Raw genomic sequence first — 15925 nt, forward strand, 5'->3', positions numbered from 1 at the left:
TTATTTTTTTATAGTTTCCTGAATGATGGTTACCGGGCCCATAAGTCCTGATTCTTGTAAAGGAGAGTCGGCATTGTACTGTTTGGAAGTGGTAAAAGTATATCTTCCGCTTGTACGAGGCTTGTTATTCAATAGCCAATCTGGCCATTTATCATCCTTAATTCCATCATCAGGTTTTTTTTCATCACCAATTAGCCTGTTGCCCCAAAGGTTCACCACTTCAATTTTGAGCTGGTTGTTTTTTGCCTGCAAATGGTTAGAGATGTCAATTTTCCATGGAGCAGTCCATACTATACCAATTTCTTTTCCATTTAAGGTAACACGGGCCATATTCTTCACCTTTCCAAGCTCCAGATATATCGGTTGTTTTAGGTTTGCCTGCGGAAAATGGAAGGTTTTATGATAGGCAGCCGTACCAGAATAGTATTTAATTCCCTCCTCTTTATTGGTAGTCCAATCAGATAGTTTATCAAATGTAGTGCTTGCAGGCCCTCCCCATTTAGGGTCAAATTTAACCTCCCAAGGCCCATCGAGCGTCACAAGTGTTTTTGTTAAAGTTTCCTTTTTTGTTTTTGATGCCAGCCATTTGTTCTCTTTAGAGAACATAATAAAACAGCTTTCATAGGCATCCAATTGCAAAGGAATAATAGTAACCTGGTGATCTGTTTTGAAGTCATTTAGCTGAATCCGTTTCCCGGTAATGGCATTCCATAATTCAGGGGATCCTTGCACACTGCGGAACCTGCCATCTACTTTTATTGGTTTGTTTTGTGTGTTCGACAAGAAATAAAGGTCCCAGTTGCTTCCTGTACGGTGGGTATACCTGATGTCATCGGCAACGAAATCTTCAACTAAGTTTTCTGATTTTAAAATATCAGCAGTAAGCTCATACCGCGGGTATAAATTATCAATCCGGCTGGCTAATTCGCCACCCCAGATCAGGGTACCTTTGCCATAAGTTCTTTTTGTTTGCGCTGCAGGTTTGGTTACAGAACCCCATATGGTTTCACTTAATGCCAATACTTTTTTGTCGCAATCAGGAAAGCCACTCAGACTTGGAGATCTTAATGGTGGGCCACCTACTACGGTTGCTCCTTGCTTTACCAGTTCCCCAATTTTGGTAAGCAGTTCAGGCGTCATTGACTCGTAAGCCGGCAGCACAAGTAAGCGGTAAGATGCTCCGCTTGGGAACACTACATTTTTGCCTTTTACAGAAGCTTTCATGAGCTGTAATGGCGAACAACCATCGAAATTGTATTCTTTTCTGTTACCAATCGTATCGCCCTGAATTGCTGACGCTGGCGGCAAGAAAACATGCGGAGCGCCTTCTGGGGTCATGTATAAAATATCGGCCACTGTACGCCCCTGCTGTAACAGGTATTGGCAACGTGTAATGTATTGGTGATAAGCCGTTGCCATTGACCACCAGGTTTGTCCGCGATCCCAATGCACACCATAAGGCCCCATTGTTGCGCCCGGTTTTAAGGAATCAGGTAAGAACTGATTTTGGAAAGTATGGTAAACAAAACGGTTTATGCCGGCGGCAAAAGCCCAATCGCCCTGGTTTTTTACTGACCCCGGGTGTTGCTTCCATCCTTCATTATTCTGTGCTGTAAAGGCTTCGGCCGGCACAAGCGATCTGCCTTCTACATGAGCAATAGATGTTGCTTCAATTACGCTGTAAGTAGAATTAAAGCCAAAACCTTTGCTCCAAAACTCGGCCATAGGTACATCTGCAACGCTGCCAAGATCTAGATCTGCAGTCGGGTTCATGTCATAGGGTTCTATAGATAAGGAAAGTCCATGACGCTTGCCATATTGTTTTACATGGTTCGCATGGTTTTGTAACACAAGCTCCTGCGCCGTTAATCTTAGGTCCCACAAAAATCGTTCGCTTTCTTCTCTTGAACCCACAACGTTTCCTGAGTAAACCGGGTAATAGGTTATCGGATCGTAGCCTCTTCTTTTTAGGAACTCTTGTCTAAAATTCGCTGTCCAGTTTTGGGCACCCATTTCCCAACTGTCCATATGCAGCCTTTTTAACCCGCCATTACTCTTGCTGTCGGGTTTAGCTATTTTTTTGAAGATTTTACCAAGGTAGGCATCCAGGTGGGCATTAAGTGCGGCAGTATCCAGTTTATCGGCTTCAAAACCTAATCCCGGGACAGGCGCTGGTCGGGTAATTGCGCCGTTATTACGGCTGCCAAAACGCATAATTATCCATTTACCTGCTGGCGGAGTCCAGTTCAGGGTTCCATCGGCATCCATCTTACCGGTAAGATCTATTATTTTACCTTTTTCAATGCCTTTTCCCTGATCCGACTTAACATCAGGTTCTGCTAAATAGGGTTTTACTGTAGCGGAGCTATATGGAGCACGATAATACAGTGCCTTTTCTTCGTAATCGCTAATTGCTTTGACTGAAGAGATATCAGGAAATCCCAGTACAGCCACATCTTTATAGTATGCTCTCCATTGTTTCTTAAAGTCTTCCGGCAGGTTGCCTTCGCCAAAGAAAGGTTTTTTGGGTGCAGGCAAGGGTAGTACAATCTTTTTGTGATCGTCTGAAGAGACAGTTACCTGGCTCGAGACCAGGTGCTGCATAGATTGTTCTGCTTTAACCCATGGGCCACCGCTGCCTGTCCATCCGGGACCTATCCCCAATGTGATTTCTATCCCCAGGCGTCGCGCTTCCTTTTCTGCATGGGCAAACAAAGATGTCCACTGTTCACTAAGAAAATCAACAGTTCCTCTAGGCACGCCAACGTTTACTTCCAGAAAGATCAAATTACCGATACCAGCCTTTTTCATAGACTCCAGATCTTTGGTTATCGTTTTGGCGTTCATATTTCCATCCATGAAATACCAGTAGACGCCGGGTTTATATTTATCCGATGGATTGGCAAAACCTGCTTTCATCTGTGCTAACTGCGCTGTGGCAGAAACAATTGAGAAACAAGTAAGAACAAAAATTAAAAAAAAGTGATTTAAGTATTTCATGCGGCTGTTTTTTTTCGCCAGCTAACTAAATTCGGCATTAATTATCTAACGGTTTATATTGGTACCCAAAACTATCTTTATTGGGTAGTAAAATAAATAGAGGTTTTGATAAATGACCTGCATTTTTTGATATTTAAAGAACATTTTATGATTTTTCTTAGTAGTTTTAACCTTACAATTGCCCCATCAGAGCAACTATTTTAAAAGTCATTCTTAGCAGTTTATGCTATGAAATCTAGCCAAATGATTGACGAGTATGATTAATTTCTATAAGTATCTCCCTGTCAGCAAAGAAGATGAAAGTTGGGGCCTCATTGTGTTAAACACTGGATGTACGCATATTGGACCTACTAGCATATATCCCTTCAAAAATCATCCGGCACACCACAATTTTAACTGGAAGAGCTGGCGTACCTTGCAGGAATATCAGGTTATTTACATCACTCGTGGAAGCGGGATCTTTGAATCAGAAAATTATAAACAGACCAAAATCAATGCAGGAACAGTCATTGTACTGTTCCCAAATGAGCGCCACCGTTATAAACCCGACCCAGAAACAGGTTGGGATGAATATTGGGTAGGCGTAAAAGGCAAAATAATAGACAATCTGGTAACATCAGGCTATTTAAAGCCTGAAGCACCCACCCAGTATATTGGTTTTAATGAAAGCATACTGGAAGTGTATAATGGCATTATTGAAAAAACGAAACAAGAGCGTCCTGGTTATCAGCCTCTGGTTTCCGGAGCAGTGTTTTATCTGCTTGGTGCCTGTCATTCGCTTGCCAAACAACACACCCTTGGTAACCAGGAAGAAGATAATGTTATAAACCGGGCAATGCTCCTGTTTCGTTCAAATATAAACAATCCTTACTCGGCCGAACAGGCCGCTCAGGATCTGTGTGTAGGGTACTCCTCGTTTCGGAAGTTCTTCAAAAATTACACAGGTTTATCTCCAGGTCAGTATTACCTTCAACTTAAAATAGAAAAGGCAAAGGATTTGTTGTGCAGCAGCAATATACCGATCAAGGAGATTTCTATTGATCTTAATTTTGAATCCAGCTTCTACTTTTCAAAGCTTTTTAAAGAGAAAACCGGATTAAAACCCACCGACTATAGAAAACGCTGCAGGGACACTGTAAACGAAGGGTAATTGGGCTCTGCTATCCGTTGTAGGCAATGGCAAACTGTTTTGCAAAATCTTCAAGTTTGATCTTACCAATTGGAACAGTGTTTTTAGAATCGAAATCCTCCCAAAGTACACCACTTCTAATAGCGGTGCCCATTTCTACATAATTCTTTGCAATTTCCTCTGGAAGTCCGGCGCCTACCATTCCATCAAAGGCCTGCACATCATCAAATGCTACCCATGGCAATTCAGGCTTACCAATTGCTTTTCCTAGCTCCTCTGCAACTTCTTTAAGCAGGCGTTTATCACTCGCAATATAAAAAATGTTCTTTCCTGTAAAGCCTTCTTTGATTTTATTTGCAGCGGCCGCAGCTATATCTTTTGGATCGACCATAATGATTGGCTGATCTGCACCGTAGTTAGACCCGATGATTCCCATGTGTCTGATCAAATCCTGATTTGCATAGAAATTGTTATAGAAAAATGCAGGACGAAGGATTAGTACATCGATATTTTCAAGTTTACTAAAGATCTGTTCAACGGCATAAAGCCCGGCAATTGGTCCGGTTCCTTTTTCAATATGAGCACCTATACTGCTCAATAAAACTACTTTTTTAACACCAGAGGCTTTTATTGCGTTGGCATAGTGCTCGCCAACTTCTTTAATGTGTCCTCTAAGGTCATTGGCAGCGAAATCGTTAGGTACCATCAGATATACTAGATCTGCACCTATAAAGGTATCTGTAAGAAAACGTTCGTCGTTTACTGATCCAATTGCCGGGATTGCGCCAAGGCTTATAATTTCATCTGATTTTTCTTTGTTACTGGATACGATGGTTACCTGATGTCCTTCAGAAACCAGGTTAATTGAAAGTGGTCTACTGATATTCCCCAGTGACCCAGTTATAATTATTTTCATGATAGTTCTGTTTTTATTTAAAGACAAAGTTATATTTGTACTTACTTTTATACAAGTACTTACCCCAAAGTATGTAAGATGACAGCGATCAAAGAAAATTCAACTTTAAATGCCAACAGAGAAAATAACAAGGCAACCTGCCCGGTCAGCTACGTGATGAGTAAGATTGGAGGTCATTGGAAACCAGTAATACTTTACCACCTCATGAGCGGACCAAAAAGGTATAGCGAGCTGAAGAAATTGATTCCGGCCATAACTGAAAAAATGCTTATACAGCACCTAAAACAGATGCAACAGGATGTGCTGGTTATCAGAAAAGCTGAGAATATTGTTCCTCCTTTTGTAACCTATAGTTTAAGTTTTGAAGGTGAAGAATTAAAGCCAATTCTCGATGCAATGGTTGAATGGGCATTTGCACGAGATTTTAAGGCATAATCAAGGCCTTGTTTTAGTCTAATGTTCTTGAATTCAACGCGCATTTCAGTGGTTACGTGTGCCTGAAGGCCTAATAACCCTGTCATTTTACGATTGGCAGGATCATTATCGGTGGCATCACTCATTAATACACCATTGATATAATATTGCATATGATTGCCTTTAACAACCAGGTGATATTCATTCCAATCATCCTTCCTGATATTCTTTGCCAGCTCCTCTGATGTACCTAACGTTGAAAGGAGATCAGGTTTCCCTAATGAATCTACAACTACTTTCTCGCCCCGTTTTGCGATAAAGCCACGGCCTCTTTCTTCATAGTTTAAGCCTGTATATTCATTGTTCCCATCTATGTCGGCCTGATAACCTTTTAGTCCAAAGGGAACACCGGGTACTTCTTCACTCCTGTACTGGATACCACTATTGCCTCCTTTTGAAATTTTATACTGTAATTTCAGTTCAAAATCACCCACTTTCCCTCCTGCCCATATTAAAAAAGTATTATTCTTTAATTGATTTTGAGGAGTGACCTCACCTATTATAGTTCCGTTTTCAACTTTCCAGTGGATTAAATCTCCTTTCCAGCCTTGTAGTGTTTTACCATCAAAAATTTTAACAAAATCCTTTTCCTGACTCATTGCCGAAAAAGTTAGCATTAACAAAAACACACTTCCAATAAAGCTTATTGAATTTCTATTTATTTGACGCATCTTCTTACTTCTATTTACTTGCCGGCTGAAACACTTTATTATCTTTATTTCCACCTGAAATCAAATAAGCCATTAAATCTTTTAATTCCTCACTATTTAAGCTGTTGATCATGCCAGGCATCATAATGGATAATTTAGATACAGAAGTGATTGCTATATCCTTTTTCTTAATTTCCCGAAGTGTTTGAGGAGAAAAAGGATTTTGAGAAATATAAATCTTGTCTTTGGTCTCTCTCTTAAATCTTCCATAGATAGAGCTTCCGTCTTTTAAATAATAAACTTTTGCGGCATACTGATCGGAGATCACTTTGCTAGGTGTTATGATAGATTCAAGGATGTCTTTCTCAGAGAATCTGGTTCCCAGATGTGTAAGGTCGGGACCTGCAGAACCACCCTCGCCACCTGTAGTATGGCAAGAAATACACATTGTGGCGGCAAACATCATTTTACCATTCTTATAGTTTCTGCCTACCAAACTGTCTTTTACTACTGCAAGTGCTTCGTCCAGTTTCCAGTCTCTTCCCGGACCTTTTGGTTGTGTAACATCGCCAAGTTTAAGCTGTTTATTGTCTACCAGGCCGTCTCCGGAGATCTTGTTAAAATGAGCAAATTGTTCTTTTGGCACATTGGTTAGGGCTATTTTACGTGCTTCATCAATAAAACCGATATAACTGTTACCACCCTTAAACCCGAATGCTTTATAGAACCATTTAAAATATTTGTTACGAAGTGCAGGTGTCCATCCTTTTTTGGCTTCACTTAAAGCTACAGCATAATAAATCTGTTGCGAAGGTGGCGTTTTAGACAGCGTTTTTGCAATATCCAATCCATATTGAGGATTTTTCAAGATCAAATCTGACGAACTGGTTATTCCCTTCTGGTAGTCCTCATCGTCTTTGGCCAGATCTATTAAGGCCAAAGTTTTAGGTACTACCTGCTCATCGCCGATGTAAACAAGGATCTTTGTCATGAACCGATTGATTTCATTACTCTTGGCCGGAAAATGAGCATTTAGATATTTGCTTAATTTCAGCCTATCTACCGGTTGGGGTTTACCGGCGCGCAGTAACGTTAGCTCAAACGTTCTTAACAAGTCCATCTTCTGCGGTTCTGATAGTGACATATAATTGATGTGCATCAGCGCATTCAACATTTTACTGTTTAATTCCTTACTTCCATTTCTGGCCAGTGCGGTCATGGCGTGCATCAATATAATCGGGTCCTTTTCATTCAGGGCTCTGTCTTGCCATTCTGCAACGGGCTGGTGCTCAACAGCAATCCTTGCTGCATAACGAATATAGCGATCTTTGTTTTTCAGGTTTGGCCAGGCTATGTTAATTGCCTCTGGATTGGGTGTAGTATGAAACTCTTCCAATTGCTTCCTCAGGTTGCGTGCTTCGAGCACACTTGCTGTTGCATTGGTTGGCAATTCTTGGTTTGGCAAGGAATTATCACCATAATAAACTCTGTATAAATCAGATTCAAGCTCACGTCCTCCGGTTAAAAAGTATAGTGCGCCATCAGGTCCAATCAAACCGTCGGTAAGCGGTAAAGGCTGACCAGATAAAAATTCCTCTGCTGTTGTTTTATAAGAGGATCCATCGGGAATAAGCTGTACGGAATAAATGATGCCAAAAGTCCAGTCGAAGGCTAATAAACCACGACGATATTTCTCTGGAAAACGAGCGTTATAACTGCTAACCAGGTTGGTAGGTGAGCCCTGACCAACGTTTAATATAGCAGGAAGATTATCAATATAACTTGGTGCCCAATTGGTATTTCCGGAGCGCCAGCCAAATTCACTTCCGCTGGGAGAATGAGAAATTCTGGTAGGTTTATACCATGGCATCCCCATATCCCATTCCATGTCGCCATCGTAAACAAACATTTCTCCATCTTCATTAAAGGCAAAATCATATGGATTTCTATATCCTGCACTTACCAATTCCCACTTTACTCCTTCCGGGTCGGTTTTCATTACAAAGGCTCCTGGCGCAAAACGGTCTGTAGCATGTCCATTAGGGTCTTTTATGGTTGCCAATGCGTTGTCTTCTTTCCAGGTTTTAGGTAGGCGGTAACTGTCCATTTCCGGCATATCTGTATAATTACCTGCAATCATGTAAATTGACTTTTTATCAGGAGAAAGCACAATACTGTGGGGGCCATGTTCGCCTTCACCGATTAATGCTTTCATCAATGTTACTTTATCGAATTGATCATCACCATCGGTATCCTGTAACCGGTAAAGTCCACTTCCGCTTTTAAACTTATCGTCGCTATTGTGATTAACCATTACGTATAAGCTATTGAAGGCGTAAAGCAAACCATGGGCATACCCCATCCCTACTTTAGCGTTTGTTGAATCGCCAACAATTAGTTTTTCTACCTTTACTTTAACCTTGGTGGTATCTGCACCTATTGGGGGTATTTCCAGCCTGTATAAAAAGCCATACTGATCTGAAGTAATTATCCGCCCTTTATTATCAAAGGTCATGGCTACCCATGATCCGGTTTTACTTTCAGACGGGCTGTATAAATGTTCTGCTTTAAAATTTGGTAAAAGTTTTAGTTTTTCAACTTTTGGTCCTGGATTATCTTTCTGGAAAGTGGTGAAGGAAACACCGATAAGAATGAGTAATAAAAATACTACAGATAATTTAACAGACCTAGTTCTGTTTGATTTCATGTGGGTTGGTTTATTTGTGTGTTTGGTATAACAAGAATATCGTAAATAGATGAAATACGCAACCTGTGCTGTCCTGTACTGACATGCTCTGGCTATCTTTTATCTTTTCTGATATGCCACTTTAAACAAAACAACACATTGAATGTATTAATAAGACAAAACAGCACTTAATCTTAAATATCGTTTGTACTTTTTGATAAAATAATTAGCTTTATAAAAGAAGCCAAATATTAAAATGAAGAATTACCAGAAATATCTTAACATTAGTGAATTCGAAAAAAATTGGGGATTTTACATCAATACGGTTGGTTCGGCAAAGGTAGAGCCTAACAAAAATTACCCAAACAATCGTGAGCATCCAATAGATCACTCCTTTACCTGGGATAAGGGCAGAATACTAGACGGCTATTACCTGGTTTTCATAACAAAAGGCGAAGGTTTACTGGAATCTGCAAAAACCAAAGCCTATAACATTAAAGCTGGAACCTGTTTCTTTTTATTCCCAGGTGTATGGCACAGATACAAACCACACCCTCAACATGGTTGGGAAGAATATTGGGTAGGATTTAATGGGAGTTACCCTAATGAATTGATGAAAAAGGGAATATTTACCGCTGAGAATCCTTTTATTGATGTTGGCCTGAACGAAGATTTACTGCAGCTTTTTCATACACTTATCAAAACAGTTGCTGCTGCTGAAATTGGGTATCGTCAGATCGTTTCAGGGCTTACTCTTCAAATTTTAGGCTTGGTAAATGCCGTATCGAAATACAAAACACCTGATATCGGAAATCAATCTAAACTCATTTCGAAGGCCAAATTTCTTTTACAGGAATCTATTGAGAACCCAGTGAATTTAGAAGAAATGGTAAAGGATTTGCCTATGGGTTATTCGAGATTCAGGAAGATTTTTAAAGAAACGACAGGCTTATCACCAAATCAATATCACCTTAATCTGAGATTAGACAAAGCGAAGGATTTACTTACATCCACCAATTTAACCATTAATGAAGTGGCTTACCAAACAGGTTTTGATTCTATTTTCTATTTTTCGCGTTTGTTTAAGAAAAAGAACGGATTGCCACCTAAAGAATACAGGCTTCGTAAAGTATAAATTGATATTTAAGTTATTGATCTCAACAAATCCTTCATGTAGCTGTTGATTTCAAACTGATCTGCAACAGGCATCCCGTTTGAGGGTAATGTAACCATATACGGAGGCGGACCGAATTCTGGAGTAATGGTTAATAGCTCATCACCGGCTTCTTTTTTATAGTCAATGATTTTACCCCACCACTCAAGAAATATCTGTGTAGCAGTTTGCCATTCTTTTACACGCGGGTCTGTTACTTGTGGTCCTTCAGGATAACCAACTCTTGCATGAATGTGTTCAGTTCTTTTTATGGCCTCTTCTAAAATATTAGGGCAATTCTCCAGATAGCTTTCGGTTACACAAACCCAATGAGAAAGATCGGCTGTGATTTTCATATCAGGCCTTAGCGCAAAAAGTTCCATTGCATTGTAAGGACTAAAACCTATCCTACCCCGATGGGTTTCGTGGGCAACCCTGATGTTCCTTTTTACGGAGAATTCCTGCGCTGTATCAATTACCCTTAATTGTTCATCTTTTGAGAAATAGTCTTTACCGCTATGCGAATTAATTAGTATCGGGTTACACTCCATAGAGAGATTCAAATAATACTCAAAAGACTTACAAAAAGACTTAATATCGGTTCCTGTGGCTTGATGCTGATGACATACAATTGGAAATTGATATTCATCCAGAAGTCGGATAAACTTTTTACGTTCTGCAGCATCTTCCGGAATCCATGCATCAACGCCATCATAGCCTGCCTGTTTTACTTTTAGAAAAGAATCTTCAAGAGGAAGATGTTCCAGCCCCCAGAGTGTGCACAAAATTTGTGTTTTCATTTGTTTTGGATGCTTATTGATGTCTGTCGAAAAATATACCACTTACTGCAGCGTTCTCCCCACGTACATGGTTGATCCGAATTCGTATGCTTCCGGTATAATTAAAGATCAGATATTTTCCATTTTGATAATCCTTAATTAACTGAACAGGTGAGATGAGTTTAAGTGTATTGGCATCAAATACTTCTACGGCAGAGCGCCTTTCTTTGTTATCCCAATCTAAAAAATACAAAGCAATTTGATGGGACTGAGTTCCGGCAACCTGAACATCCATCGTTATGGTTTGCAAAGTGGGCGCAGGATCTTTAGTTACAACTGCACCAAAGGTACGGTTAGTACCTGTTGTGTTGCGGAGCACCCTATTGTCTGCCGGCAATTCCGAATGAACATTTGCCTCATTTCTTAACTTTACTGATGATACATAGACAGGCAATTTCTGTAAATGTTTATTATTTTGAAGGTAATTAAACAACACAAATCCTTCTTTGCCATAGCTACCCTTCCAATTTCCAGAAGTTAAACTATCTTGCCGGAAGATATTAATAGGGTAATTCCAGGGGATATCTTTTACTTGCGCCGCTTTATTTAATGTTTTATAAGTTATCTTATACTCGTATTTCCCTGGCGTTAGGTTATTTACATTTATGTAGCCATCTTTAATTTGAAATCCCTCTCCATTCAAAATTGATTTTCCATTTAAAGAAAGTGACTTTACAGTATTACCACCTAATGGAATTGCAACCCGTTTTGCTAAGGTGCCCTTTGGTATTTCGAGTATAGTTATCCCAGATTTTACATTAAAGCTGGCAGAGATCAATCCATTTAATGTTGGTGTGCTTCCATTAACATAAGATATGGTATCTCCTAAATGAGGCATGATTTCAAAGACTTTGAAGCCCGGTTCCATTGGCTTTATGCCTAAAACCTCTTCCGACAGCCATTTAACTACTCCTGCGCTCCATGGATGTGTTAAGCTGGTATATCCGCATTGGTTATTCGGCGGAGCATCATTTTTATCGAGTATTGCGTTCCAGCTTGGTCGGTATACTTCAAAAAATGTTGTTCCTCCGTATTTGATTTGTCCAGCCCAGCAATCTTTAACTGCACTTATCGCTTCTTTATGCTTTTGCATTTTGGCCATCGCCCCTATGATAAAGTATTCGTTAAAAGGGGAGTAAGACAAGCGGTTTACCCGATCAGTATAGTTCCGCTGATAAAACAGTGCATCTTCCTTAGGTGTTGTAAGGCCAGTATTAATGGCGTCTGCCGATGCATGAAGTCCAAATTCATTTGGCCAGTTCTTTTTCTTTCTTTCTTCAGCAATTTTCTGCTGGGCATAATTGGTATATTTCTGTGCCAGGTCAGCCCTTCCAATTTGCTTCATTAAGCGACCAAATTCGGCCCATGAACGTATGGTGAGCATTGAATAAGCACGCTGAGATTCATGGATATCCGGATTTTCAAAACCTGCTCCGAGACGTTCGTCCCAACCGTAAAAACCTAACTTAGGCGATTTACCAAAATGCTGGTATGCGAGATCTAGTTTTTTACAGGCATTATCGATATATCTTTTGGCAAATTCAACATCTCCTGTATAATTTACATAGTCAATAAGACTTAAAACCCAATAGAGAGAATAGCTTAGAATGCCATTATTCAGATCTGCCGTATTAATGGTATTGGCTTTCACAAAATCATAATTACCAAAGGCAACCATTGAGGCTGCCTGCGATGGATAAGCATCTCCGGTCCACGAATGGCGGTCGCTCCGTTCCATTAATATTGCTCCAAAATAGTCTTTTTGGAGATTTAACTTAACAGTATAGGCACCGGTATACCATATTCTGGTCAGTTCCGAATCACTACAGGAAAAGCTACCTTGATAATTTACAGGTTTAACCTGACAAACCAAACGAAGACTCTTAATGTGCCAGTTTTGTTGATGAGAAAGCACATTTATCCAGCCAAACCTTACTCCTTCATAAAATTCAGGATTTAATTCTAACCGGTAAGTTTGCCCATGTTTAACAGGAGTCATAGTTTTAAGCGGATGTAATGCACCACTATTTACAATTGCGGGCTCATTATATTCGCTGATACCTATGGTTACACTATCGATTAAATCGTCAGATTCAAATTCAAGCCAGCCAGCATTTGTTTGTCCAAAATCAAAACAAATTGAACCTTTTCCATTTACAGCAATTACGCCGGTCTTCTTAAATTCATTTGTATTAAAACTATCCGGAGTTGAAGTTGTCCAGCTAACTGGTTGCAAGCTATAGCTTTCCAGACCATCTGATGCTCTAGGATCATCCCAACTATAATTAATAAGGGGATCGGGCGAAAACGGGTTTTCAGTCAGTTTCTTTTTTGCAGAAATCAGAGGATAGATACTGCTTTGCGCGTGTACGCTTTGAATGCAACTTGAATAGAATACAAAAAAAGTAATTGCAAAAAATACACGCGCTAAATGAATCATAAAAAGCTACTCCTAAATACAGTAAAATCTAATTTGGTTTAAAGCGAAGTTACACGCTACCCTTAAAATTTCATTGCTATAAAATGGCTTTTCTTTACACTTTTTGACACTAATTTACATCACCATCCCTTAATTGCACCACCTTTGAATTCTATTTCGGCTGCCTGTGCTACTTCCGCAGATTGATATGCCTTTACAAAGTTTTTGATTTCTGCTCTGTCCTGATCCCCTTCCCTGGTGACAATGATATTTACGTAAGGTGACTTTTTATCTTCTACAAAGATTCCGTCACGCTCTGCAACTAAACCTACAGGTGTAGCAAAAGTATTGTTAATGATAGCTACAGTTACATTTTGATCGTCTAAAGCCCTTGGCAACTGAGGAGCTTCAAGTTCAACTATTTTAAGTTGTTTTGGATTTCCTACAATATCATTTACAGTAGGTAATAAGCCCACTCCATCTTTCAGCTTCAATAGGCTCGCTTTTTGCAACAACAACAATGCCCTGCCGCCGTTGGTAGGATCATTGGGTATAATAATGGTGCTACCGTCTTTAAGCTCTTCAATTTTTTTAATCTTTTTCGAATAACCCGCTAATGGATAAACAAATGTATTACCAACAATTGCAAAGTTATAACCCCGCTGCTTGGCCTGTACATCTAAATAAGGTTTATTTTGAAATGCATTCGCATCAATATCTCCCTGATGAAGCGCTTCGTTGGGCATCACATAATCATTAAATTGTACCAGCTCTACGTCTAATCCGTATTTTTCTTTAGCTACCTTTTGAGCAACCTGAGCTATTGTATATTCCGGGCCCGATTCAACTCCAACTTTAATGTGATTGGGAGTGTTCTTTTTAGAATTGCCTCCGCAGCCGAATAAACCAACAGAAGCTATAATTGTAACTATTGCAAGGGCTTTAATTTCTATTTTCATACGCATTTTTAATAAGTTATTTTCTATGATCTACTTTTTTGGCTATAAAATCGCCAGTAAACTGTATAAAGAATACAAGGGCTACAAGTGAAACGAGTACCGTATTCATTACAGTTACATCGTATCCTACATATCCATACTGATACCCTATCTGGCCTAGTCCACCTGCACCTACAGCTCCTCCCATTGCAGAATAACCGACAAGAGTGATTAAAGTAATTGAAGCGGTATTGATTAAAGATGGAAGCGCTTCTGGAAGCAGGACCTTGTAAACAATTTGAAATGGTGTTGCTCCCATTGCCCTTGCGGCCTCTACCAAACCATGAGGAACCTCGATCAGGCTATTTTCTACCATGCGGGCAATAAATGGTGCCGCACCAATACTCAAGGGAACCAATGCAGCTTCCACGCCAATAGAGGTACCAACAAGCATCCTTGTAAAGGGTATCATCCAAACAATTAGTATAATGAAAGGAATAGATCTAAAGATGTTAACAATAACCGACACCGTATTATTAAGTCCTCTGTTCTCTAACACTTGTCCCTTGCGGGTCATAAACAACAGTACACCTGTTGGCAAGCCAATAACAAATCCAAAAAAACCGGACACAAAAGTCATGATGATTGTTTCCCAGGCTCCTTTAAAAAGAAGTAAAATCATTGACTCAGACATATCCCAATACCTCCACTCTTATCTGTTTTTGATTATAAAATTCTATTGCCTTTTGGTGGTTCTCTTCAGTACCCGAAACCTCAATTACCATTGCACCAAATTTAACCCCACCGGCATATTCAATTTGCGCATAAATAATGTTATTGTCTAGCTGAAATAAGCGACTTACTTCAGACAATACAGGATCATCGGCAGATTGCCCTGTAAATTCCAATTTTAACAGTGGTTTTTTCTCTGCTTCTTTATTACTGCTTAACCTTTCCAAATATTCTAACGGGATATTGATTTTTAAAGAAGAGGCTATAAACTCCTTAGTAACATCCATTTGGGGATGCGCAAAAATCTCACTGACAGACCCTTGCTCAATAAGTTCTCCCCCGCTAATTACAGCAACCTGATCACAGATGTTTTTTACAACATCCATTTCATGTGTGATCAGTAAAATGGTAATATTCAGGCGTTTGTTAATATCTTTTAATAAGTTGAGGATAGATTTTGTTGTGGCGGGATCAAGCGCACTGGTAGCCTCATCGCACAAAAGCACTTTAGGGTTACTGGCCAAAGTACGGGCAATTGCTACGCGTTGCTTTTGTCCACCGGAGAGATTTGCCGGGTAATCATTATGTTTCTCTTCCAGCCCAACCAGTGCAAGCAGCTCAGCTACTCTATTACTGATCTCCTGCTTAGGCATTTTATCCAACTCCAGCGGGAAAGCTATATTCTCTGAAACAGTTCTGGAAGACAAAAGATTAAAATGTTGAAAGATCATTCCAATTTGTCTTCTCTCTTTAGCCAGATCTGCTGGGGATAAGTCCATCAGATTTTGTCCATCAACAATTACTTCTCCTGAAGTTGGTCTCTCCAATAAATTAACGCAACGGATTAATGTACTCTTACCAGCTCCTGAAGCCCCAATTACACCGAATATCTTTCCCTTAGGAACTTTTAGTGACACCTTTGACAGGGCAATAATTTCCCTGTTTTTCTGATGAAACTTTTTAGTTATATTTTTTAATTCAATCATTAA

At 39.7% G+C, this 15925-nt stretch carries 12 protein-coding genes; 3 read left to right on the top strand and 9 right to left on the bottom strand.

Going from position 1 to position 15925, the window contains the following annotated elements:
• Complete coding sequence (locus HQN86_RS25580; RefSeq protein ID WP_172663674.1) at window positions 1-3000, bottom strand: glycosyl hydrolase; 3000 nt, start codon at window positions 2998-3000, stop codon at window positions 1-3.
• Window positions 3001-3256: 256 nt separating this feature from the next.
• Here HQN86_RS25580 and HQN86_RS25585 point away from each other — a divergent pair, with 256 nt between their 5' ends.
• Entirely contained in the window at window positions 3257-4150 is an 894-nt protein-coding gene (locus HQN86_RS25585) for an AraC family transcriptional regulator (RefSeq protein ID WP_172663675.1), read from the top strand.
• Between the two features lie 10 nt (window positions 4151-4160).
• Here HQN86_RS25585 and HQN86_RS25590 read toward each other — a convergent pair whose 3' ends face one another.
• On the bottom strand, window positions 4161-5045 hold the full coding sequence (locus tag HQN86_RS25590) for an NAD(P)H-binding protein (protein ID WP_172663676.1): 885 nt from the start codon (window positions 5043-5045) through the stop codon (window positions 4161-4163).
• Between the two features lie 78 nt (window positions 5046-5123).
• Here HQN86_RS25590 and HQN86_RS25595 point away from each other — a divergent pair, with 78 nt between their 5' ends.
• The gene (locus HQN86_RS25595) at window positions 5124-5480 is read left to right on the top strand and encodes a winged helix-turn-helix transcriptional regulator (protein ID WP_172663677.1); all 357 of its coding nucleotides are present in this window, start codon (window positions 5124-5126) and stop codon (window positions 5478-5480) included.
• On the opposite strand, the gene HQN86_RS25600 is transcribed toward HQN86_RS25595, so the two are convergent.
• Both HQN86_RS25600 and HQN86_RS25605 read right to left on the bottom strand, forming a co-directional pair.
• Entirely contained in the window at window positions 5393-6190 is a 798-nt protein-coding gene (locus HQN86_RS25600) for a 3-keto-disaccharide hydrolase (RefSeq protein WP_172663678.1), read from the bottom strand. The genes HQN86_RS25595 and HQN86_RS25600 overlap by 88 nt on opposite strands.
• A gap of 10 nt (window positions 6191-6200) precedes the next feature.
• Window positions 6201-8876, bottom strand: a complete 2676-nt coding sequence (locus tag HQN86_RS25605) for a c-type cytochrome (RefSeq protein ID WP_172663679.1) — start codon at window positions 8874-8876, stop codon at window positions 6201-6203.
• A 235-nt stretch (window positions 8877-9111) separates the two neighbouring features.
• On the opposite strand from HQN86_RS25605, the gene HQN86_RS25610 reads away from it, so the two are divergent.
• Entirely contained in the window at window positions 9112-9990 is an 879-nt protein-coding gene (locus tag HQN86_RS25610) for an AraC family transcriptional regulator (RefSeq protein WP_172663680.1), read from the top strand.
• An 8-nt stretch (window positions 9991-9998) separates the two neighbouring features.
• Here the strand turns inward: HQN86_RS25610 and HQN86_RS25615 are convergent, their stop codons facing one another.
• From HQN86_RS25615 to metN, 5 genes are all read right to left on the bottom strand, one after another.
• Window positions 9999-10808: a sugar phosphate isomerase/epimerase family protein gene (locus HQN86_RS25615; RefSeq protein ID WP_172663681.1), complete on the bottom strand. Its 810-nt coding sequence runs from the start codon at window positions 10806-10808 to the stop codon at window positions 9999-10001.
• 13 nt (window positions 10809-10821) lie between these two features.
• Window positions 10822-13287, bottom strand: a complete 2466-nt coding sequence (locus HQN86_RS25620) for an alpha-L-rhamnosidase C-terminal domain-containing protein (protein ID WP_172663682.1) — start codon at window positions 13285-13287, stop codon at window positions 10822-10824.
• Between the two features lie 119 nt (window positions 13288-13406).
• On the bottom strand, window positions 13407-14225 hold the full coding sequence (gene metQ, locus HQN86_RS25625; protein WP_172663683.1) for a methionine ABC transporter substrate-binding lipoprotein MetQ: 819 nt from the start codon (window positions 14223-14225) through the stop codon (window positions 13407-13409).
• Window positions 14226-14241: 16 nt separating this feature from the next.
• Window positions 14242-14898 (bottom strand): methionine ABC transporter permease MetI, encoded by a 657-nt coding sequence (locus tag HQN86_RS25630; RefSeq protein ID WP_172663684.1) that lies wholly within the window; start codon window positions 14896-14898, stop codon window positions 14242-14244.
• A complete protein-coding gene (gene metN, locus HQN86_RS25635) occupies window positions 14891-15922 on the bottom strand; it encodes a methionine ABC transporter ATP-binding protein MetN (RefSeq protein ID WP_172663685.1) in 1032 nt (343 codons plus the stop codon). The genes HQN86_RS25630 and metN overlap by 8 nt, the downstream gene beginning before the upstream one ends.
• Between the last annotated feature and the right edge of the window lie 3 nt (window positions 15923-15925).

Source organism: Pedobacter panaciterrae, assembly GCF_013204795.1.
Lineage (GTDB): Bacteria > Bacteroidota > Bacteroidia > Sphingobacteriales > Sphingobacteriaceae > Pedobacter > Pedobacter panaciterrae.